This window comes from Rhizobium sp. BK212, from assembly GCF_014197475.1.
GTDB lineage: Bacteria > Pseudomonadota > Alphaproteobacteria > Rhizobiales > Rhizobiaceae > Rhizobium > Rhizobium anhuiense.
Genome location: NZ_JACIFS010000018.1, coordinates 1 through 19,873, shown reverse-complemented (window position 1 = coordinate 19,873; position 19,873 = coordinate 1). Strand labels below are relative to the sequence as shown.

The 19,873-nt window shown below is 61.9% G+C and carries 14 protein-coding genes; 7 read left to right on the top strand and 7 right to left on the bottom strand.

Annotation, left to right across the window (positions count from 1 at the left end; all coding sequences use genetic code 11):
• Positions 1-67: 67 nt before the first annotated feature.
• From FHT79_RS31625 to FHT79_RS31605, 5 genes are all read left to right on the top strand, one after another.
• Positions 68-955, top strand: coding sequence for a proline/glycine betaine ABC transporter permease (locus FHT79_RS31625; protein ID WP_047616819.1), 888 nt, complete (start codon positions 68-70; stop codon positions 953-955).
• Positions 948-2,027 (top strand): glycine betaine/L-proline ABC transporter ATP-binding protein, encoded by a 1,080-nt coding sequence (locus FHT79_RS31620; RefSeq protein WP_047616821.1) that lies wholly within the window; start codon positions 948-950, stop codon positions 2,025-2,027. Before FHT79_RS31625 ends, FHT79_RS31620 begins: the two co-directional genes overlap by 8 nt.
• A 103-nt stretch (positions 2,028-2,130) precedes the next feature.
• Positions 2,131-4,116 carry an FAD-dependent oxidoreductase gene (locus FHT79_RS31615; RefSeq protein WP_183904709.1) on the top strand — a complete coding sequence of 662 codons (1,986 nt, stop codon included), beginning with the start codon at positions 2,131-2,133 and terminating at the stop codon, positions 4,114-4,116.
• Entirely contained in the window at positions 4,116-5,120 is a 1,005-nt protein-coding gene (locus tag FHT79_RS31610; RefSeq protein WP_183904708.1) for an Ldh family oxidoreductase, read from the top strand. Before FHT79_RS31615 ends, FHT79_RS31610 begins: the two co-directional genes overlap by 1 nt.
• 1,106 nt (positions 5,121-6,226) lie before the next feature.
• Complete coding sequence (locus tag FHT79_RS31605) at positions 6,227-7,225, top strand: AraC family transcriptional regulator (protein WP_183904707.1); 999 nt, start codon at positions 6,227-6,229, stop codon at positions 7,223-7,225.
• Between the two features lie 10 nt (positions 7,226-7,235).
• Here FHT79_RS31605 and FHT79_RS31600 read toward each other — a convergent pair whose 3' ends face one another.
• The 7 genes from FHT79_RS31600 to FHT79_RS31570 all read right to left on the bottom strand — a co-directional run bounded on the left by FHT79_RS31600 (position 7,236) and on the right by FHT79_RS31570 (position 17,289).
• Entirely contained in the window at positions 7,236-7,520 is a 285-nt protein-coding gene (locus FHT79_RS31600; protein WP_183904706.1) for a hypothetical protein, read from the bottom strand.
• Entirely contained in the window at positions 7,517-9,811 is a 2,295-nt protein-coding gene (locus FHT79_RS31595) for an FdhF/YdeP family oxidoreductase (protein WP_183904705.1), read from the bottom strand. Before FHT79_RS31595 ends, FHT79_RS31600 begins: the two co-directional genes overlap by 4 nt.
• An 81-nt stretch (positions 9,812-9,892) precedes the next feature.
• Positions 9,893-11,821, bottom strand: coding sequence for a diguanylate cyclase (locus FHT79_RS31590; protein ID WP_183904704.1), 1,929 nt, complete (start codon positions 11,819-11,821; stop codon positions 9,893-9,895).
• Between the two features lie 422 nt (positions 11,822-12,243).
• Positions 12,244-13,683 (bottom strand): coniferyl aldehyde dehydrogenase, encoded by a 1,440-nt coding sequence (locus tag FHT79_RS31585; protein WP_183904703.1) that lies wholly within the window; start codon positions 13,681-13,683, stop codon positions 12,244-12,246.
• Between the two features lie 21 nt (positions 13,684-13,704).
• Positions 13,705-14,811 carry an NAD(P)-dependent alcohol dehydrogenase gene (locus tag FHT79_RS31580; RefSeq protein ID WP_132576229.1) on the bottom strand — a complete coding sequence of 369 codons (1,107 nt, stop codon included), beginning with the start codon at positions 14,809-14,811 and terminating at the stop codon, positions 13,705-13,707.
• Positions 14,812-14,840: 29 nt separating this feature from the next.
• Positions 14,841-15,662, bottom strand: a complete 822-nt coding sequence (locus FHT79_RS31575) for a p-hydroxycinnamoyl CoA hydratase/lyase (protein WP_047616840.1) — start codon at positions 15,660-15,662, stop codon at positions 14,841-14,843.
• A 40-nt stretch (positions 15,663-15,702) separates the two neighbouring features.
• Positions 15,703-17,289 (bottom strand): AMP-binding protein, encoded by a 1,587-nt coding sequence (locus FHT79_RS31570; RefSeq protein WP_183904702.1) that lies wholly within the window; start codon positions 17,287-17,289, stop codon positions 15,703-15,705.
• A gap of 201 nt (positions 17,290-17,490) precedes the next feature.
• On the opposite strand from FHT79_RS31570, the gene FHT79_RS31565 reads away from it, so the two are divergent.
• The gene (locus FHT79_RS31565; RefSeq protein ID WP_183904701.1) at positions 17,491-17,976 is read left to right on the top strand and encodes a MarR family transcriptional regulator; all 486 of its coding nucleotides are present in this window, start codon (positions 17,491-17,493) and stop codon (positions 17,974-17,976) included.
• A gap of 123 nt (positions 17,977-18,099) precedes the next feature.
• Positions 18,100-19,506 carry an adenylate/guanylate cyclase domain-containing protein gene (locus FHT79_RS31560; RefSeq protein WP_183904700.1) on the top strand — a complete coding sequence of 469 codons (1,407 nt, stop codon included), beginning with the start codon at positions 18,100-18,102 and terminating at the stop codon, positions 19,504-19,506.
• The last annotated feature ends 367 nt before the right edge of the window (positions 19,507-19,873 follow it).

The following is a 19,873-nucleotide window of genomic DNA, read 5'->3' as shown; positions in this document are numbered from 1 at the left end:
CACCGCCTCTCGCTGCCGATAAAATCAAAAAGACTGCCGCGGCTCTTTGAAGAAAAAGGGGAACCGAATGGAATGGTTTTATAAATTCCCGCATATGGATGATGATGCCCTTCGCAATCTGAAGAAGGCGATCGATGACGGCTTTCGCGCCTTTACTCGCAGCTATGGCGACGCGATCGAAAGCCTCTTCTCCCCGCTGCAGCATTTTCTCATCGCCGCCGACCGCTTCATGACGCAGACGCCGTGGCCGATCATCACATCCATCATCCTTGTCATCGCATGGTTTGCGAGCCGCAGCCTGAAGATCGTCTTCGGCTGTCTCGTGACACTGCTGCTGATCGGCTATTTCGACATGTGGGACGATACGATGCGGACGGTCTCGATGATCTTCGTCTGTACCGTGCTCTCGATCGCCATCGGCATCCCGATGGGGATCCTGATGGCGCGTTCCGACCGGCTGCAGCGCGTCATCAACCCGATCCTCGACGTCATGCAGACCATGCCGAGCTTCGTCTACCTGATCCCTGTCGTCATGCTGCTCGGCATCGGCAAGGTGCCGGGACTGATCGCCGTCGTTATCTACGCCATCCCGCCGATGATCAGGCTGACCGACCTCGGCATCCGCCTGGTCGATAAGGACGTGCTGGAGGCGGCCGACGCCTTCGGGACATCGAGTTCGCAGAAACTGTTCAAGGTCCAGTTGCCGCTGGCGCTTCCCACCATCATGGCCGGCATCAACCAGACCATCATGATGGCGCTCGCCATGGTCGTCGTCGCCTCGATGATCGGTGTCCAGGGTCTTGGCCAGCCGGTTCTGAAGGCGATCGCCAACCAGTACTTCACGCTGGGCATTTTCAACGGCCTTGCCATCGTCGGCATCGCCATCATCTTCGACCGGGTCAGCCAGGCATATGGCAAGAGGCTCCAGAAGCATCGGGAGATCGTCCATGGCTGATCAACGTTTCGGCGGCATCAAGATCCGCCATCTCTACAAGATCTTCGGTCCCAATCCTGCCGCTTACGTCGATGCCGTCCAAAAAGGATTGTCGAAGACCGAGCTCAACCAAAAGCATGGCCACGTGCTGGGCTTGAGCAATATCAATATCGAGATACCTTCGGGCCGCATCCAGGTCATCATGGGCCTCTCGGGTTCGGGCAAATCGACCCTCATCCGCCACATCAATCGCCTGATCGATCCAACCGCCGGCGAAGTGCTTGTCGACGGCGTCGATGTCGTGAAAATGAACGAGACCGAATTGCGGGCGTTTCGCCGACACCAGACGGCCATGGTGTTTCAGAAGTTCGCGCTTCTGCCGCACCGGAATGTTCTCGACAACACCATCTTCGGCCTCGAAGTGCAGGGCATGGAGCGTTCGAAAGCCGTCGACGTCGCCATGCGCTGGCTGGAGCGGGTCGGTCTCAAGGGCTTCGAGCAGAAATATCCCAACCAGCTCTCCGGCGGCATGCAGCAGCGTGTCGGCCTGGCGCGCGCCCTTTCCAACGATGCGCCGGTCCTTTTGATGGACGAAGCCTATTCGGCGCTCGATCCCTTGATCCGCACGGATATGCAGACGGTCCTTCTCGACATTCAGAGGGAGATCAAGAAAACCATCGTCTTCATCACCCACGATCTCGATGAGGCCCTTCGCCTGGGCGACCAGATTGCGATCCTGCGCGACGGCGAAGTCATCCAGCAGGGCACCAGCCAGGACATCGTCCTGCGTCCGGCGGACGACTACATCGCCAATTTCGTCAAGGAGGTTAATCGCGGCCGCGTCATCCATGTCGAAGCCGTCATGACCCCCCTGCATTCCGGCGCAGTACCCGGCGGATTGACGATTGCGTCAGGCACGACAGTCGAAGAGGCCGTCCGGATCCTGGCATCGGCGCCGGACGACGATGCCAGGGTGATTTCACCATCAGGCGAAGCATTGGGTCTCGTCACCTTCCGCCAACTCGCAGGCGCGATGGTGAACTCGCAGGAGGTGGCTCCCCGACGCGATAGTGCCCTCTCGGTCGCACTCTGAAGCTCAAATGCGGCCGTCTCTCCGTTTCGTTGGCGATACCGATATCGGACACGTCGCCATCGCAGGAAATGGAAAGTCGGCCGCCTGACGCTTGGGGATCACCATGTCGAAACTCTTTCCGCGTCTGTTTTCGCCCGTCAGTCTGCGCGGACACATTTTGCGCAACAGGATCGTTTTCGGCGCGCATACGGCAAACATGGCGAGCGACGGCGTGCCCGGCGACCGGCATGTCGCCTATTATGCCGAGCGTGCGATCGGCGGCGCCGGAATGATCGTGGTCGAACCGATGCCGGTCCATCCCGCCGCCGTGTTGACGCGCGGGAATTTTCTTCCCGGCGACGATAGTGTGGTTCCTCACTTCAGGAAGGTCACGACGGCGATCAGGGAGAACGGCGCGGTCGCGATCCAGCAGCTCTACCATGTCGGCGCGCATGGAGATTCCGATAATTCATACCACCCGCATTGGTCGCCGTCCGGTCTGCCCAGTTATCACGACAGCGACGGCTCGCATGCCATGAGCGAGGCGGAAATCTCAGAAACCATCGACGGCTTCGTGCAGGCGGCGCGCCGCTGCCGTGAGGCCGGTTTCGATGGCGTGGAGGTCTGGGCGGCCTATCTCGGCCTCATCGAGCAGTTCTGGACGCCCTGGTCGAACCGGCGAGAGGATCAATGGGGCGGTTCGCTCGAAAATCGGACACGTTTCTCGCGCGAGATCATGAGCCGCATCCGGGCGGTCTGCGGTGAGCAGTTCATCATCGGGCTTGCGATCAGCGATGAGCCCGATCACAGCGTCGCGCTGACGCGGGACGAGCTTGCCGAAATCGTCGCCCTCCATGACGATCTCGGCCTCGTCGATTACGTCACCTGCGGCTCGGGCGGCTATCTCGACTTCCACAAGCTGATGCCGACATTCCTTTACCAGGAGAAGCTCGGCGCCGATCTCGCTGCGACGATCAGGCGGTCCGTCAAGCATGCGCTCGTCATCGCCGAAAGCCATATCAGAACACCGGAGAATGGCGAAACCATTCTGGGAGAAGGAACGGCGGACCTCGTCTCGATCGTGCGCGGCCAGATCGCCGATCCCCATCTCGCCCGAAAAGCCGGCGAAGACCGCCCCGACGATGTTCGCGGCTGCATTTCGTGCAACCAGATGTGCTGGGGCCGGCGCTCGCGTGATTATTGGATAAGCTGCCTCATCAACCCGTCGGCCGGACGGGAATACCAATGGGGCGGCGACCGCTTCAGCCCGGCCGGCCAGCCGAGAACGGTGCTGGTGGTCGGCGGCGGGCCTGCCGGTCTGGAAGCCGCCCGTGCAGCCGCGGAGAGAGGCCACCGGGTCATCCTCGCGGAAGCCTCCAGCCGGCTCGGCGGCAATTTCCTGCTGGCCGGACTGCAGCCTCGCCGCGCGCAGATCCTCGACCTCATCGGCTGGTACGAGCGGCAGCTGACGAAACTCGGCGTCGAGATCCGGCTCAACTCTTATGTCGAGGCATCGGATGTCGAAGCGATCGGCGCGGATGCCGTCATCCTGGCGACAGGTTCCTATTCTCCCGAAACCGGCTTCCAGAAGGCTCTCCCCTCGGTCGAGACGCTGCCCGGCATCGAAAAGGGAAACGTCTTCACCATCGAGGCTGTCATGGCGCGGCAGGCAAGGCCGGGCAAAAGGGTCCTGCTGCTCGACGAGGGTGGCGGCTGGCGCGGCTGCGGAACCGCCTGGAAGCTCGCCGAAGATGGGCACCTGGTGACCATGCTCTCGCCCGATCCCTTCATCGGCAAGGAACTTCAGCGCACCACCGCCGACGTACCGCTGCGTCGGACCTTGAAGAGGCTGGGTGTCCAATGGCGTCTGGAGGTCAGCGTGCTGGCGTGGCACGGCAACGGCGTCACCCTGCTGGATCACAATACCGGCGAGCATTTCTTCGAGGAAGGCGACAGCCTGGTGCTCGCCACCACCAATGCAGCCGCCAACTGGCTCGGCGAAGAACTGCGCTCGAGCGGTCGCCATATCGTGGAGATCGGAGACTGCGCCGCGCCGCGCCAGGCGCCCTATGCCTTCTATGAGGGCAGGCGAGCCGCATTGGAGCTCTGATGACCGGGCAGAGGATCAGAATGCCGATCGACGAGCTCCGCCAACTGGCGCTCGAAACCTGCATCGCCTGCGGTGCCAGCCAGGCCATGGCGAAGGCGCTCGTCGATGCAACCCTGTCGGCCGCCCGTTTCGGACGCCCCGAATTGGGTTTTCCGCATTTCGTCGATTATCTCACCAGCCTGCGCGAGGGGCGGATCAACGGAAACGCCAAGCCCCGCTTCAACCATGTGCTGCCGGCCCTAATCCAGGCCGACGCCGATGGCGGCATAGCGCAGCTCGGCTTTGACCTCATTTACGACGACTTCACGAAACGCGTGAGAACCTTCGGCATTTCAGTCTTCACGCAGAAAAACAGCTATACCGCCGGCGAACTGGGATATTACATCAGGCGCCTGGCTCAGGACGGATTGATCTCCATCGCCGCTGCCAACGGCCCACCATTGATGGCCGCCGCCGAGGGCGGCGAGCGCGTCTACTGCACAAATCCGCTGGCCTTCGGCGCGCCCATGCCGGACCCTCTGCCGCCTCTCGTCATCGACCAGGCGACGAGTGCCACGGCCTTCGTCACCCTTGCCGAGGCGGCCAAGGCGCAGTCGCCGATCGCTCACGGCATCGCCATCGATGAGACCGGCGCAATCACCACCGATCCGGTCAAGGCGATGCTCGGCGCGCTCCTGCCCTTCGGCGGGTATAAGGGCGCCAATATCGCCCTTGTCGTCGAGATGCTTTCCGCGGGTCTTTCCGGAGCCGCGTGGTCGCTCGATGCAGGCCACTTTCTCTCAGGCGAGCATCCGGTCAATGCCGGAATGACCGTGATCGCGCTCTTTCCCGCAGCAGTAGATCCGGATTTTCAGGCGCGAGCCACGGCCCAATTGGAGCGGCTGCGCGCCAAGGGGGTTCGCATCCCCGGCGACAGAGCGATGTCCGCATGTACCGCGGAAACCGATAGCCTCGAAGTCGACGCAGCGGTACTCGAAACGATCCGCCGCTTGTGCCTTCAGTGAAAGCAAATCATTACCAAGCCGAAGAAGCGCGCGCACAGTGGACCAGTGCGCAACCATGCCGACAATGTCCTCGTTCGGCTAATTGAGAAATTACAGATCTCTATCCACTTTGCGCAGCGCATTGCGCAGAATAGACGGCTTCAGGGGAGCGGCTTCATATACATTTTGCGCAAGATCAGTCCAGACTGCGCCACGAAAAGCCGCTCGGCCGACAATATCGGGACCGGACAATTGCTCCATAGCTGAGGAACAGTAAGATCAATCCCGACCAATGCCATGATGGTTTGCGGTCCTAAAACCAAACCCGTTCATCCATCACCCCCAAAAGGATGGAAGGGATCATACATACGCACTCCATCCCGTGCGTATGCCTGCATGCCTGTCAGCCTGCCGAAGGCCCTCTTTAAGCGGTCCACTATAGAACCTTCGGCAGGCGACTGCGCGACTTGCAAAATCGGGGGCCCGCTCGATAAGCTTCAGATATCGCTCCTCTCGGCAAGACCCGCTGCATTTAAGCCCGCTGAGCGCGGCCGCGTTTTTTCGGACGTGCCAAGACCGCTCTATCACTTTGAATCAAAATCCTAAGACGCGCCGCATGAATCTGCAGTGGCGCGATGCGCTTTAGTGGCCTGGCGGATACAGGCGACAAATTTACCCTTCTGCGTAATCGTTTCATCATCAGCCCGATGGCTTGCCAACCGTTCCCGGTTCTGCCAGTTCCTGACGTCAGGCTACGAAAACGAGTATGATGGCAACTGTCGGCAATGCATTTAACGGGTTGGTTTTTTTGACGCTCGTCACGCCCGCGTTTGGTCTGCATCGGCTTACGCAAACCACTGATCCCGATAGCCACACCAAGTGCAGATTCCCCTGCTCCGTTGAGACTTGCTGCGCTGCATGCTCCGATCGGCTAATATATAGCCACGCCTCACCAATCAATTGCGTCCACAGGCCCTGACGAAGCGGAGGAGGAGGATCGATGGTATCAGGCGAAGCGATTGGAGGCACGTGCATCAGCATGACAGCGCTATCATGGATTGCGCCGGCATTGGCGAGCGACGGAGAAGGACAAGTCAACACAGCCCCATTGAAACGATAGGAGCGGCATGACGGACAATAGCACTGCCCCATTCTCATTTCGATTTAGCGGTTCGTCCTTCGACAACATGGTCGAAACGCTGGGCGGCGCCTTTGGCGCATTTGATGCCGAGCCTGTCGGCCGCAGCCAGGACTTCCATTGGGGATTGGATTTCTCGGCATGTGACAGTGCCGTCCTGCTCACCGGTTATCATGAGGCGGAATTTCAGTTCAATATCGAGCCGACCGTCGATACGGCCGAATATCTGTCGATCGTCGTGCCGCGCAGCGGCGGCATGGGGGTCACCTATGGGTCCCGCGTCGCCGAGGCCGGACAAGGAAAATTGCTTCTTTACAATAATTTCGAGCCCAACAGCGTCATCATGCATGGGCGATCGAACGTCATCGACGAGTTGCTGATCAACTGGCCGCTCATCCTCCAGACGATCGGCCAGACTTTCGAGATGCCGTTCAGCGGCTCTCTCGATCTGCTGCCCGAACTGGATCTGTCGAAGCCAGCTGGCCGCCTGATCAGCAATCTGACGGAAACGATCATCGCGGGCATGCGCGACGATGGCCCCTTGCTGCAGTCGCCGATCGCCATGGCGCATATGACGCAGGCGCTGGCCGATCTGGTCGTGCGCCTGGTGCCGCACCGGCTGTCGCATTTCCTGGAGAATGGCCCGGCCCTGATCGCTCCCCGGCATGTCCGCCGGGCGATCGAATTCATGCACGCCAATATCGATCAGCCGATCACCATGCCGAAGGTCGCCGAAGCGGCCGGCGTATCCAGCCGGGCGCTCGAAACCGGTTTTCGTGCCTTCAGGGGAACCTCTCCCGCCGCCTACCTCTTGACCCTTCGTCTGCGTGCGGCACGCCAGGATCTGCTCGATCCCGAGAGCAAGGACACCATGAAGGCCATCTGCCTCAAATGGGGCTTCTTTCATTTCGGCCGGTTTTCCTCGGTCTACAAGACGACATACGGAGAATACCCTTCCGACACCAGGAAGCGCGTGATCCGGCGATAACGCGAACGGTTTAGGTCTCGTCTATCGACGGCAATGTGTAATGTACTCTCATCGTCCTTGGATCGCGCTTGACGATCTGCAGCACGCCCTCGCGTTCCGCCAGGGCGTTGAGTTCCCTGAGGACGAGAGAATGCGCGATCCCCAGCATGCGCGCAAAGGTGCGGCTGTCACGCGCAATTCCGAGTTCCGCGGCGACAAGCAGGCCGGCTTGTATGGACGTCAGCTTGGCATCCCTGCCTTGCGCCGCTGCGACGAGGGCAAGAAAGCGATCGACCTCAGCGGCCTCTTCGCTCACGCGGCTTTTCGCCGGCGGAAGGACACCATGATCGATTTCGAAGTGGGCGTATCGCTTTCCCTGCCGGCGCTGCCAAGCGGCACGAGCACGTTCAGTTCGGGGTAATAACCCGCTATGCTTCCCCGGGGGATGTCATAGGGCACAAAGCGGAAATTCTCAGCGATGCGCTCGATACCGTCCTCATGCTCGCCGACCACGTCGACCCGGTCGCCGGCCTCGGCATGCATCGCCTGCAGATCCGCCGGGTGAATGAAGATGACCTGCCGCTCCCCGTAAACGCCGCGATATCGGTCATCGAGGCCATAGACCGTCGTATTGTATTGATCGTGCGACCGGAAGGTCTGCAGGGCGAAACGCCCCTCACCCCTTCGCGCCCGCTGATGCACCGTCTCTTCCGGAAGCGGCTCGGCAGAGAATGACGCCTTGCCTGCCGGCGTATCCCACTCCCGGTGGGCGGCCGTGTTGCGCAGGTGGAAACCGCGCGGCTTGCGCAGGTGCACATTGTAGTTTTCGAAGCCCGGGATAGTCGCCGCGATATGATCGCGAATGCGGTCGTGGTCGCCGGCGAGCTCTGTCCAGTCGACCACGGCGGCGCCCACCGTCGCTTGCGCAATGCCGGCAATGATGGCGACTTCCGAGAGGAGATGCGGTGAGGCGGGGCGATTGATGCCGGCGGAACCGTGCACCATGCTCATCGAATCCTCGACGCTGACGAGCTGGGAGTTGCCCGCCGCGTTCAGATCCATCTCGGTGCGCCCGAGGCACGGCAGGATGAAGGCGGCCTCGCCGGGCATGAGATGCGAATGATTGGGTTTGGTGGCGATGTGCACCGTCAGCTTCAGCCGCCGCAGCGCCTTCTCGACAAGGGCGCTGTCGGGGGTGGCGCGGGCGAAATTGCCGCCAAGCCCGATGAAGGCCTCGGCCGAGCCGTCGAGCATCGCGCCGATGGCGGCAAGGACATTGTGGCCATGTTCGCGGGGAACGGCGAAGCGGAAGTGTTTCTCCAGCGCATCGAGGAAATCGTCCGACGGCTTTTCGTTGATGCCGACGGTGCGGTCGCCCTGCACGTTGGAATGCCCGCGAACCGGGCAAAGGCCGGCACCCGGCCGGCCGATATTGCCGCGCAGGAACATGAAATTGGCGATCTCGCGGATCGTCGCGACCGAATGCAGATGCTGGGTCACGCCCATCGCCCAGGTGCAGATGACCTTCTCGGCGTTGATATAGACATCGGCGGCCCGCTCGATCTCCTGCCGGCTCAGTCCCGATTGGTCCTCGATCTCAGCCCAGCTCGTCGCCTCGACCGCTGCCCGGTATTCCGCAAAACCCGCGCAGTGTTCGGCGAGAAATGCATGGTCGAGAACGGAGGGCAGACCGGCGGCGACCGCTGCCTCTTCCGCAGCCAGCACGGCCTTCGCCATCCCGCGCACCGCGGCCATGTCGCCGCCGAGTTGCGGCTGGAGATAAAGGCTGGCGATGTCGGTCGAACCGCCGCGCAGCATCTCGATCTTGTCCTGCGGATCGGAGAAGCGCTCCAGGCCGCGTTCGCGGATCGGATTGAAGACGACGATGCGCGCGCCGCGGATCGCCGCCCGGCGCAAGTCGCCGAGCATGCGGGGATGGTTGGTGCCCGGGTTCTGCCCGATCACGAAGATCGCATCGGCCTCTTCGAAATCCTCCAGAAGCACCGTGCCCTTGCCCACGCCGACCGCCTGGCGCATGGCGATGCCGCTTGCCTCGTGGCACATGTTGGAGCAGTCGGGAAAATTGTTCGTGCCGTAGACGCGCACGAAGAGCTGGTAAAGGAAGGCCGCCTCGTTGCTCGCCCGGCCCGACGTGTAGAATTCCGCCCGGTCGGGATGATCGAGCCCCTTGAGAATGGCTCCGATTTCGGCGAAGGCATCCCCCCACACGACCGGCAGATAACGGTCGCTCGCCGCATCGTAGCGCATCGGATGCGTCAGGCGGCCGTTGAGTTCCAGCTCATAATCCGTCAGCCGGCGAAGCTGCGATACCGTATTGTCAGCGAAGAAGGCGGGCGTTGCCCGCTTCTCCGTCGCCTCCCAGGCGACGGCCTTCACACCGTTTTCGCAGAACTCGAACGACGATCCGTGTTCCGGATCGCCCCAGGCGCAACCCGGGCAATCGAACCCGTCCGGCTGGTTCGCCTTCAGCATCGTCCGCGCCCCGGAAATCGGCATGCCGCTTTGAAGCAACTGCTTCCCGCAGCTCTTCAACGCGCCCCAGCCGCCGGCTGCCGCCGATTTCTTGCCAATGAATTTTTTGTCCATGCGCCCTGTATTGTCGAAGCGAGGAAAACATCAAGGCCGCAGGAGCGATGGATCGATAGGAAAAACCTATCAAGGATTCAATCAACCAACGTCCTTCATGGCATGTCGTTCATCGGGCGAATGGGCCAGGATGCGATTGCGGCCTTGCGTCTTGGCGTCGTAGAGCGCGGCATCGGCCTCCGTCAGGAGACGGTTCGGGTTGACCCTCAAGGTGGCGCCGGTCGCGCAGGATATGCCGATACTGGCGGTCACTCGTCCGAATTCGCTGCCGGAATGAACGATATTCTCCTGCTTTAGGAGACGTGCGAATTGCTCGGCAACGATCATTGCCCCTTTCGCACTGGTCGCCGGAAGCAGAACCACGAATTCCTCTCCGCCGTAACGTGCGACGATGTCTGCCGGCCGGCTGACGGACTGGCGAAGGCACTTGCTGACGACACGCAGGCATTGGTCTCCGGCGGGATGACCGTAGGTGTCGTTATAGGCCTTGAAGCGGTCGATATCGACCATCAGCAGGCTGAACGGCGTGTTCTTCCTGGCGCTGCCGGTGGTCTCGCGTGCGAAAGCTTCGTCGAAGGCCCGACGATTGACGATGCCGGTGAGCCCGTCGGTCTCGGCAAGGGACTTCAGCTGCTCCGCCGACAACCTGAGCGCGATTTCCGCCTGCTTCGTCGCGGTGACGTCCGAGACGACGGCCATCGCCGTGCCGTCTTCGGCAAGCCTTGTCCGGATGCTGCGCCAGTCGCCGTTATAAAGCTGGACCTCTTCGTCCTTGTTGCTGTGCAGCGCAGCACTGGCGACCTTGATCCATTCTTCGAGGCCATTGTCCGGAATACCGGTGCGCTCGTTTGTTTCGGCGACGCGGCGGAGAATGTCGCTGATATGGGCGCCAACCACGCGCGCATCCCCGGATAGTGGAAAGGCGGTGCGATACTGCTCGTTGCAGAAAACAAGAAAACCCTTGCTGTCGTACATGGCGATACCGTCGGACATGCCGGCCATCGCATGCGACAGCAGGTTCTTGCTTTCGCGCAATTCCCGCTCCAGGACGGTACGCTCCGTAATGTCACGTGTTACGCCCGCAAGGCCGATCACCCGCCCCTGCCTATCCCGCAGCGGCACCTTGGAGGCGAGCAGGGATCTGCCTTCGATATGCTCGGTAGAGTCGATCAGAGGCACCCCGGTGTCCATAAGCTGCTGTTCGAGATAATACAATTCTTCGGCGAGCGGGCGCGACAGGAGATTGAAATCTGACAATCCGGTCATCTCCGCCGTCGTCTTGAAACGATAGAGGCGGATCATATTTTCGTTGACGGTGATGAACCGGCTGTTTCGATCCTTCACGTAGAGATAGTCGGGCGACTGCGAAAATGCGGTCACCAATATGCTTCGTTCCAGCGCCCATTGCTGGGTCTTCAACAGAACGAAACCACAAAGCACAGTCGCCAGGCAATTCAACACAGTCATGGGCAGACCGATGATGGCCAGCACACGGGCGTGCACCAGGGTGGGTAGCGTCGCCATCGATACGACAAGTACGCCGGCGAGCGCGAGGCCTAGCAGGCCAACGTCCATGAGCCGGGGAGATCTCTTGCGGATCCAGAAATTGGCAACCAGGCCGAGGCCGGTCGCGACTGCAATCACGATGAGGCCGTCGACCATTGCCGCGCCGCCGACACAGAAGCGGAAGGCCATCGCCAGCGACGCGGCAAAAACGGCCGCGATCGGTCCGCCGAACATGCCCGCCAAAGCAAGCGGCGAGAAGCGCAAGTCGATATAGAGGCCGGGATTGAATTCGACGGCCAGCAATATCGATCCGATCGAGGCCGCGCCGGCCACGATTCCGAAGGCGATTTTCTCCTGCCTGGCCGAACTGCGCTGAAACTGGATCGAAAAATGCGCCCAGAGCGAAATTGCCAGGCACACGAAAGAAAGGTTGCCACCGAATTGCGTCCAGATGCCACTCACTGCGTTGGATCCACCTTCCAATACATGTACCGAACTGATCATAGGGCAACACTGGTTTGAGCTTAGTTAAATCGGAGACTCATCAGGCTATTTCATTTGCAGATGCGTCTCCGGGCCGAAGCGAGTGCTGGAGACGGTGAGGTGTGCGCAGGGCCTTGCTGCCAGATTTGACGACATGGGAAAGACGCTGAACCGGATTGAAAGGTCATGCCCGAAGACGGCAGGAGACATCATGTCCGCAACGCGCTGCAGTTCAACGGATAGCGCCCGATGCGATAAGGCATGCTTAACAACTGCATCCTGGGCCTCGGGACATCTATCCGGATAGCGCAATAGTTGCGCTATCCGGATAAGCATGCGCATTTGGACTATCGTGTTGCGCGCCAAAGCGCTCGTGAAGCTACGAGAGAGATCGCGCCGCTGCTGTTCATAACGCACCCGCGGTCACGATCCCGGCTCTTTCACTACTTGCAGATCGCCGCAGCCAAAAAGCCACGCATCGCCTCGCCATAGGGCGGCCGCATCATGTATTCCGCTTCCGCCATCTTGCTCTGGTGATAGACGGCGCGCGGATGCGAGAAGGCGAGGAAGCCGAATTTGCCGTGATAGGCTCCCATGCCCGAATGGCCGACGCCGCCGAAGGGCAGGCCTTCCGCCGTGACGTGGCTCATGCAGTCGTTGACCGTCGCCCCGCCGGAGGTCGTGTTGTCGAGGACACGCCGTTCCTCTTGCTGATCCTGGCTGAAATAGTAGAGAGCGAGGGGGCGCGGCCTCGCATTGATACGATCGATGACGTCGGCGATATCGCGATAGGCAATGACCGGCAGCACCGGCCCGAAGATTTCCTCCTGCAGCACGCGCATGTCTTCCGTCGGATCGAGGATCAAGGTCGGGGGTATGCGATGAGCCGATTGCTGGGAGAAATTCTCCGCCGCCGGGTTGATCTCGACAATCCGAGCGCCCTTGGCCCTGGCATCGTCGATCAGGCCCCGAACGCGGGCGTGATGGCGGGCGTTGACGATCGAGGTGTAATCGGGATTTTCCTTCAGCGCCGGATACATCGCGCCGACCGCTGTGACTGCATGTCCGGCAAAGGCTTCGACGCTTTCCTCGGGCACATAGACATGATCAGGCGCAAGGCAGATCTGGCCGGCATTCAGCGTCTTGACCGTCATGACGCGGCGCGCCGCGTCTGCGAGATCGGCCGAGCGGCCGACGATGACGGGCGATTTGCCGCCAAGCTCGAGCGTCAGCGGCGTCAGGTTTTCCGCCGCCGCGCGCATGACATGATGGGCGATCGCGGTCCCGCCGGTGAAGATCAGGTGGTCGAAGGCGAGTGATGTAAAGGCCGTGCCTGTCGCCGGCCCGCCCTGAACGACTGAGATTTCCGTTTCGTCGAAGGCGCCGGCGATGAGCTCCGCCATCAAGGCTGATGAAGCCGGCGTCACCTCCGACGGCTTGATCATGGCGCGGTTGCCGGCGGCGAGAATGCCGGCAAGCGGCGCAAGGGCGAGCTGATAGGGGAAATTCCAGGGGCTGAGGATTCCGACCACGCCTTTCGGCTGATAGACCACTTCGGCCACCGCGTCCGGGAACAATGCCTCGTGCTGCTCGGGCTTCAGCCATTCGGCAAGATGGGCCTTGGCATATTTGAGCGAACCGACGCAGGTGAAGACGTCGAGAAGCAGGCTCGCCTCGACGCTGCGGCTGCCGAAGTCGTCCGAGAGGGCCGCGGCGATCGCATCCTTATGATCGACGAGAAGAGCGATGACGCGGTCGATGCGATCGATGCGGGTCTCGATGCTTGGCGGCCCTTCCCTCAGGAAAGACGTCTTTTGCCGGTCCAGCAGCGCCTTCATCGCATCGGCACTGGTATCGGTGGCGATCGGGGTGACAGTGTTCATTGTTTCCTCCCTTGAACGGTGTCAGACGGCAGGCTGGCGTACGATCGGTTTCAGCACGATGCCCTTTTCCGAATCCTCCACCGCCTGGTTGATGTCGGCGAAATCATAGAAGGTGACGAGCCTGTCGAAGGGGAAGCGCCCCTGCCGATGCAGGTCGATCAACAGCGGGATCAGCACGTCCGGATTGGAATCGCCCTCGACGATGCCGCGGACCCGGCGTCCGCCGGAGAGGATATGGGTGAGATCGAGCGTCAGCGTCGCGCCGTGCGGCGAGGCCCCGACGATGCCGCAGGTGCCGCGCGGCGCCAGCACCCGCACGCACTGTTCGATGACGGCGGGCACGCCGGAGGCATCGATCGCATAGTCGACGCCGGCGCCGGTCAGCGCCATGATCGCGGCAACCGCGTCGCTTGTCTTGCCGTTGACGATATCGGTGGCGCCGAGTTCCGCCGCAAGCGCCAGCCGTGTCTCGTTGACGTCGACGGCGATGATCCGCGAAGCGCCGACGACCCGTGCCGCCATCACCGCGGCAAGACCGACAGAGCCCATGCCGAAAACCGCGAGCACTTTTCCCGGTTCGACCTTGAGCGCGTTCATGACCGCGCCGGCGCCGGTCTGGATGCCGCAGGCGAGCGGCCCGAGCAGCGCCAGATCGGCATCTCTAGGCACTTTCACGATATTGCGTTCATGGCACAGCGCATGGCTGGCGAAGGAGGATTGCCCGAAAATATTGCCGTGAACCCGCTCTCCCTCGCAGGAGAGCCCGCTCGACCCATCGGCACGCGCACCGAAGAAGTTGCGCGGGAAGAACTCGTGGCAATAGGTCTCCTCATGATCGTTGCAGCTCGGGCAATGGCCGCAGGAGTTGAAGGTCATGACCACGTGATCGCCGGGCGCCACTTTGGCGACACCCGGCCCGACCCGCTCGACGATGCCGGCGCCCTCGTGGCCGAGCACGACCGGCTGCGGCACCGGCAGGTGCTGGTCACGCATGACGATATCGGTGTGGCAGACCCCTGTCGCCACGACGCGAACCAGGATCTCACCCTCGCGCGGCTCCTCCAGATCGAGCCTTTCCAGCGAAAACGGCATATGCGGCGCACGCGCCACTGCGGCATGGATTTTCATTCTGTCCTCCTCCCGAAATCAACGCGCCCTCAGCCGCGCTTGTAGGCGCCGAGCCCCGGCTGATAGGTCTTGTCGTCGAGGAACTGTTTCAGTCCCTCGTCGCGCCCCTTGGTCTTGTCGAGAAACAGCATCTGCTCCAGCTTGGCGTAGATGTAATCGTCGGCGAGATCCCATGGCAGGTTGCGCACCCGCTTGTAGGTGTCCTTGGCAGCCTTCAGCGTCACCGGGTTCTTTTCGAGCAGGCTGGCGCAGATCTTGCGGACCCGGGCTTCAAGCTCGGCCAACGGCACGGCCTCGTTGACGAGACCCATTTCGGCAGCCTTGCGCCCATCGAACAGCTCGCCGGTCATGATGTAATAGAGCGCGTCGCGATGGCGCATCACTTCGGCAACCGCGCGGGTGACGTTGCCGCCCGGCAGAATGCCCCAGTTGATCTCGGAAAGGCCGAATTTCGCCTCCTCGGCGGCGATGGCGAGATCGCAGGAAACGAGCGGCGTGAAGGCGCCGCCGAAGCACCAGCCGTTGACCATGGCGATGGTCGGCTTTTCGAAATACATCAGCCGGCTCCACCAGTTGCCGGACTGGCGCCGCGCCTTCAGCGTGGCGTCACGCGGCTTGCCGTCGTTGTCGCGGAAATATTCCTTCAGATCCATGCCGGCCGACCAGGATTCGCCGGCGCCGCGCAGGACGAGGACGCCGCAGCGCTCGTCGCCCTCGAGTTCGTCGAGCACCTCGAGCATCCGGGCATTCAGGGCCGGATTCATCGCATTGCGCTTTTCCGGGCGGTTGAGGGTCACGAAAGCGATGCCGTTATCGAATTCGACCAGAACCGGCGATTTCATTTCAGTCATGGTTTACTCCATTGGTTTCGGCGTGAAGGCGCAAGCCGCGTCACAAGGCCTGTCGTTGAAGGGTTTCGTCGGAATGGTACTGGCGCAGAACATGTTTCTGCACCTTGCCGGAGGCGGTGCGGGGAATGCTCTCGACGAAGAGGATGCGCGCCGGACGCTTGAAGGCGGCGAGCCTTGCCGCACAATGGCCGGCGATCGCCTCGCCCGTGGTCGCAGCACCCGGCCGCAGCACGATGTAGGCGACGCCGCATTCGCCCCACCTGATGTCGGGAATGCCGACGACCGCGGCATCGAGAATATCGGGATGGCTTGCGAGCGCCGCTTCGACCTCGGCCGGGTAAACATTCTCGCCGCCGCTGATATACATGTCCTTCAGCCGGTCGACGATGCGATAGAAGCCGTTCGCCTCGCGCCTGCCGAGATCGCCGGTGCGGTACCAGCCGTCGGTGAAAGCGGCCGACGTTTCCCGCGGCTTGTTCCAGTAGCCCGGCGTTACCGCCGGCCCGCGCAGCCAGAGTTCGCCGATCTCGCCTTCGCCAACGTCGCGGTCGTCCTCGCCGACGATGCGAATGTCGAGCAACGGCGCGGGAAGACCGACGCTGCCGGGATTATCCTGCACGGCGCGCCGGTCGATCGGCACATGCAGCACCGTTCCGGCCTCGCTCATGCCGTAGCCGTTGACCAGCGCAACGCCATCGTCGAGATAGCTTTCGATCAGCGCCTGCGTCAGCGGCGCGCCGCCGACGAAGAGCGCATGCAGGCCGGCAAGCGCCGCGGCGCTATAGGCGGGGTCGTTGCGCAAGGCGAGCGCGATCTGCGGCACGGCGAAATAATGGGTGATGCCGCGCTGCCGGTCGGCAAGGGCGGCGAGTGTGCGCGCCGGCGTGAAGCGGTCGGAAATGACAAGCGTGCCGCCCAGCATCAACGTGGTGCGCGCCACAGCGATCAGCCCGATCGTGTGAAAGAACGGCAGGTCGCAGAGGGCGACGGTTCCAGGCCCGATCTCTCCGACCATGGAAAAATTGATGGCGGCGAAAAAGGCGTTGCGGCGGGTGATGACGACGCCCTTCGGCTGCCCCGTCGTGCCCGAGGTGTAGAGAAGCACGCAAGGTTCATCGGCATCGATAGGCACCGGGCCGGCCGGACGGCTCGCCTCGATCCGCGCGGCGAGCCCGGCCGGGCCATCGGCCGTCGATATCACCGCCATTTCGGGATCGACGGCCGCGACGCTTACCACCGTTGCCACGAACTCCTCGTCGTGAACGAGCAGAGCCGGCGTGCAATCGGCAAGGATCGGCCGAAGCTCGGCGGCGTTGAGGCGCCAGTTGAGCGGCACGTAGATGGCGCCGGCGCGCTGGCAGGCAAAGGCAAGCACGATCGAATCCACCGAATTGCGCGCCAGCATGGCGACACGCGCCCCATCCCGCCGCGCCCCGAGCATATCGTTGAGCAAGCCGGCGCAGCGGGCGATCCGCGCATCGAGCCCGACATAGGTAAGCTGCCGGCCGGTGGCGATCTCGAACAGAGCCGGACGGTCCGGTGCGACGCGCGCGCGGTAAAAGATCGGATCATCCGTCACCAGTCCGCAATCTGCCGACGAAACCATCCCGGAAAAGGAATGCGCCATGTTCTCCTCCCATGCCCGCCGCTCCTCCGCAGCCGGCATCAAATTTGTATGTAACACATACTAATATTTTTCAGCTGAGATGCAAGAGGCTGTTCAAGGCAAACCCGACCGTTCGAATGGACGCGGGGAAATCCGCAATGCCGATATTGACTAACCCGCTGATTTTGATGGTTATGACCCTGAATGAAGCGAGAGCGAACCATGGGCACAAAATCACCGCAGGACGATGTCGAGGGCGAAGATGCCCCCGCGACGCCGGTGCTCGACGTCGGCCGCCTTGGCGATCTGCTCGGCTTCCATCTGCGCATGGCGCATGTCGCGATCTATCGCGACTTTGCCGAAACCATGGAGGAGCTGGCGCTGACGCAGAAGCAGCTCGCCGTGATGGAACTCGTCGCCGGCAATCCGGGCGCATCGCAAATCGACCTTGCCAACACGCTCGGCACCGACCGGGCGACGATGATGGCCCTCGTCAACCGGCTGGCCGCCCGCGACCTGATCGAACGCCGCCCCTCCGCGGCCGACCGCCGCCGCCAGGAACTGCATCTGACGAAAGCGGGACGCGCGATGCTCGCGCGGGCGCGTGAGTTGATCGACAAGCATGAGCGGCGTTTCCTTGAGCTGTTTTCGCGCGACGAAATGGACGCGCTGCTGATGGCGCTGAAACGGATATACAAGGGGAACTGAAATCCCCGCGCGCTTGGGAAGTAAGCCGCATCCAAGCTGATAGATTTCGCTTGGGAAAGTCCCGTGTTATGATCCCGGCCCTGGCGTCGTCCGCCGTGGGTTCTGCACACGGAGACTTGTCTCATGAGTGAAATGGACGTGCTTTTTGCCACCCTGCGACAGGCGGCTGACCCGCAGACGGTTGAGTGCATCGAAAACGTCGTCAAACATGGCTCGGATCGCGATCTCAATCGCATCAATGCGCTCGCCTTTGCCGACAAGCATCATCTCGATGAAGAGAAAACCATTGCGGCGCTTCTGCATGCCGCCCGCATCGGCGTCTTCGAAATGACCTGGAATGTCCTTTGTCCGGGATGCGGCGGCGTCCTCGACAGCGGCGCAACCCTCAAAGGGGTCGTCCAGGACACCTACCATTGCGCGCTCTGCGCCGCCGGATACGAACCGACCCTCGACGAGATGGTCGAGGTAACCTTCACCGTCAGTCCGAGGGTGCGCAGGATTGCCGCCCACGACCCCGATCGGCTGCCTCCGCTTGAATATTACCGCCAGATCTTCTTCAGCTCCGGCGTCGACCTGCCGGAGGACCTGGAGGCGAAGTTCGATCGGATCCAGCTGGAGATGATCGAGCTGGCGCCGGGCGAGAAGGCGTTCGTCTCCCTGCAACTGCCGGCGCAGTTCGTCATCATCTTCGATGCGGTCACCCATTCGGCGCAGTTCATCGACGTGCAGGGCGAGCCCACCGACGAACGTCAAACCCTCTCGATGATCATCAGCCGGACACATGCGCTGAACGAAACGCTGACCCTTCGTCCCGGCCTGCTGCGGCTCACCCTCGAGAACCACACCGATCGCCGAGTGGTACCGAATGTCTGCATCGCCGGAGACGAACTGCACGAGCTCCTGGGCCGCAGGCGGCCTTTTCTGACCGCCAAGCGGCTGCTGACGAACCAGAGCTTCCGGGACATCTATCGCACCGACACGCTCGACGTTGACCAGCGGCTCAAGATCACCAGCCTGACCTTCCTCTTCACCGATTTGAGGGGCTCGACCGCGCTCTACGAGCGCGTCGGAGATCTCGCCGCCTTCGATCTGGTGCGGGCGCATTTCAGGGTTCTTCACGAGATCGTCGCCACAGAGGCCGGAGCCGTGGTCAAGACCATAGGCGATGCCGTAATGGCGACCTTCCCCAGCCCGGACCGGGCGGTGGCGGCAGCACTCAGGATGCGCGAGGCGATGCTTCGGCTGAATGCCGAACACGGCAGCGACGATCTTCTGCTGAAGATCGGCATTCATGAAGGACCATGCCTCGCCGTCAACCTGAACGACCGACAGGACTATTTCGGTCAGACCGTCAATATCGCTTCCCGCGTCCAGGGCCTTGCCGATCCCAATGTGATCATGACGACGGAGGCGATCGTCGGGGATGCCCAGGTTTCAGAGATCCTGCGCGACGGCGGCATCTCATCAGTCTCCCGGCTGGCGGAGCTTCAGGGCATCGGGCGGGAGGTGAGGATTTTTGCGCTGTCGTGAGATTGGTTTGCTCTTCGACCGTCGGGCCAACTTGAGCGGTTTCCGCCAAGGGGGCCGACGCGGACAAAGTGGTAGGCCCGGAGGAAGCGCCCACCGTCGACTAAAAGCCTTAGAAACCGGGCTTTCTGGGATGGTTAGGGGGACACGATGTCTCCCTTTTGTGTCTCCGCATGGCATAGGCTCATTGAGTAGGCAACAGGTATACGCACACCTAACCGCGCTGCGATGGCGTGCGAATTCGCAATAGGCAAAACTAGTACGACGAGAAAGAGGTAAGCCCACGGTGAGGGCCGTCTTGCGAGGTTGATGCGAACATCGGAAGTCCTAGTGCAAACACTAGGAGTAGTCCTATGACCAAGCATCCGAT

What these genes read in the sequence shown, in the direction of transcription:
- FHT79_RS31625 (WP_047616819.1), top strand. Translation starts at nt 68, where the DNA reads ATGGAATGGTTTTATAAATTCCCGCATATGGATGATGATGCCCTTCGC.
- FHT79_RS31620 (WP_047616821.1), top strand. Translation starts at nt 948, where the DNA reads ATGGCTGATCAACGTTTCGGCGGCATCAAGATCCGCCATCTCTACAAG.
- FHT79_RS31615 (WP_183904709.1), top strand. Translation starts at nt 2,131, where the DNA reads ATGTCGAAACTCTTTCCGCGTCTGTTTTCGCCCGTCAGTCTGCGCGGA.
- FHT79_RS31610 (WP_183904708.1), top strand. Translation starts at nt 4,116, where the DNA reads ATGACCGGGCAGAGGATCAGAATGCCGATCGACGAGCTCCGCCAACTG.
- FHT79_RS31605 (WP_183904707.1), top strand. Translation starts at nt 6,227, where the DNA reads ATGACGGACAATAGCACTGCCCCATTCTCATTTCGATTTAGCGGTTCG.
- FHT79_RS31595 (WP_183904705.1), bottom strand. Translation starts at nt 9,811, where the DNA reads ATGGACAAAAAATTCATTGGCAAGAAATCGGCGGCAGCCGGCGGCTGG.
- FHT79_RS31590 (WP_183904704.1), bottom strand. Translation starts at nt 11,821, where the DNA reads ATGATCAGTTCGGTACATGTATTGGAAGGTGGATCCAACGCAGTGAGT.
- FHT79_RS31585 (WP_183904703.1), bottom strand. Translation starts at nt 13,683, where the DNA reads ATGAACACTGTCACCCCGATCGCCACCGATACCAGTGCCGATGCGATG.
- FHT79_RS31580 (WP_132576229.1), bottom strand. Translation starts at nt 14,811, where the DNA reads ATGAAAATCCATGCCGCAGTGGCGCGTGCGCCGCATATGCCGTTTTCG.
- FHT79_RS31575 (WP_047616840.1), bottom strand. Translation starts at nt 15,662, where the DNA reads ATGACTGAAATGAAATCGCCGGTTCTGGTCGAATTCGATAACGGCATC.
- FHT79_RS31570 (WP_183904702.1), bottom strand. Translation starts at nt 17,289, where the DNA reads ATGGCGCATTCCTTTTCCGGGATGGTTTCGTCGGCAGATTGCGGACTG.
- FHT79_RS31565 (WP_183904701.1), top strand. Translation starts at nt 17,491, where the DNA reads ATGGGCACAAAATCACCGCAGGACGATGTCGAGGGCGAAGATGCCCCC.
- FHT79_RS31560 (WP_183904700.1), top strand. Translation starts at nt 18,100, where the DNA reads ATGAGTGAAATGGACGTGCTTTTTGCCACCCTGCGACAGGCGGCTGAC.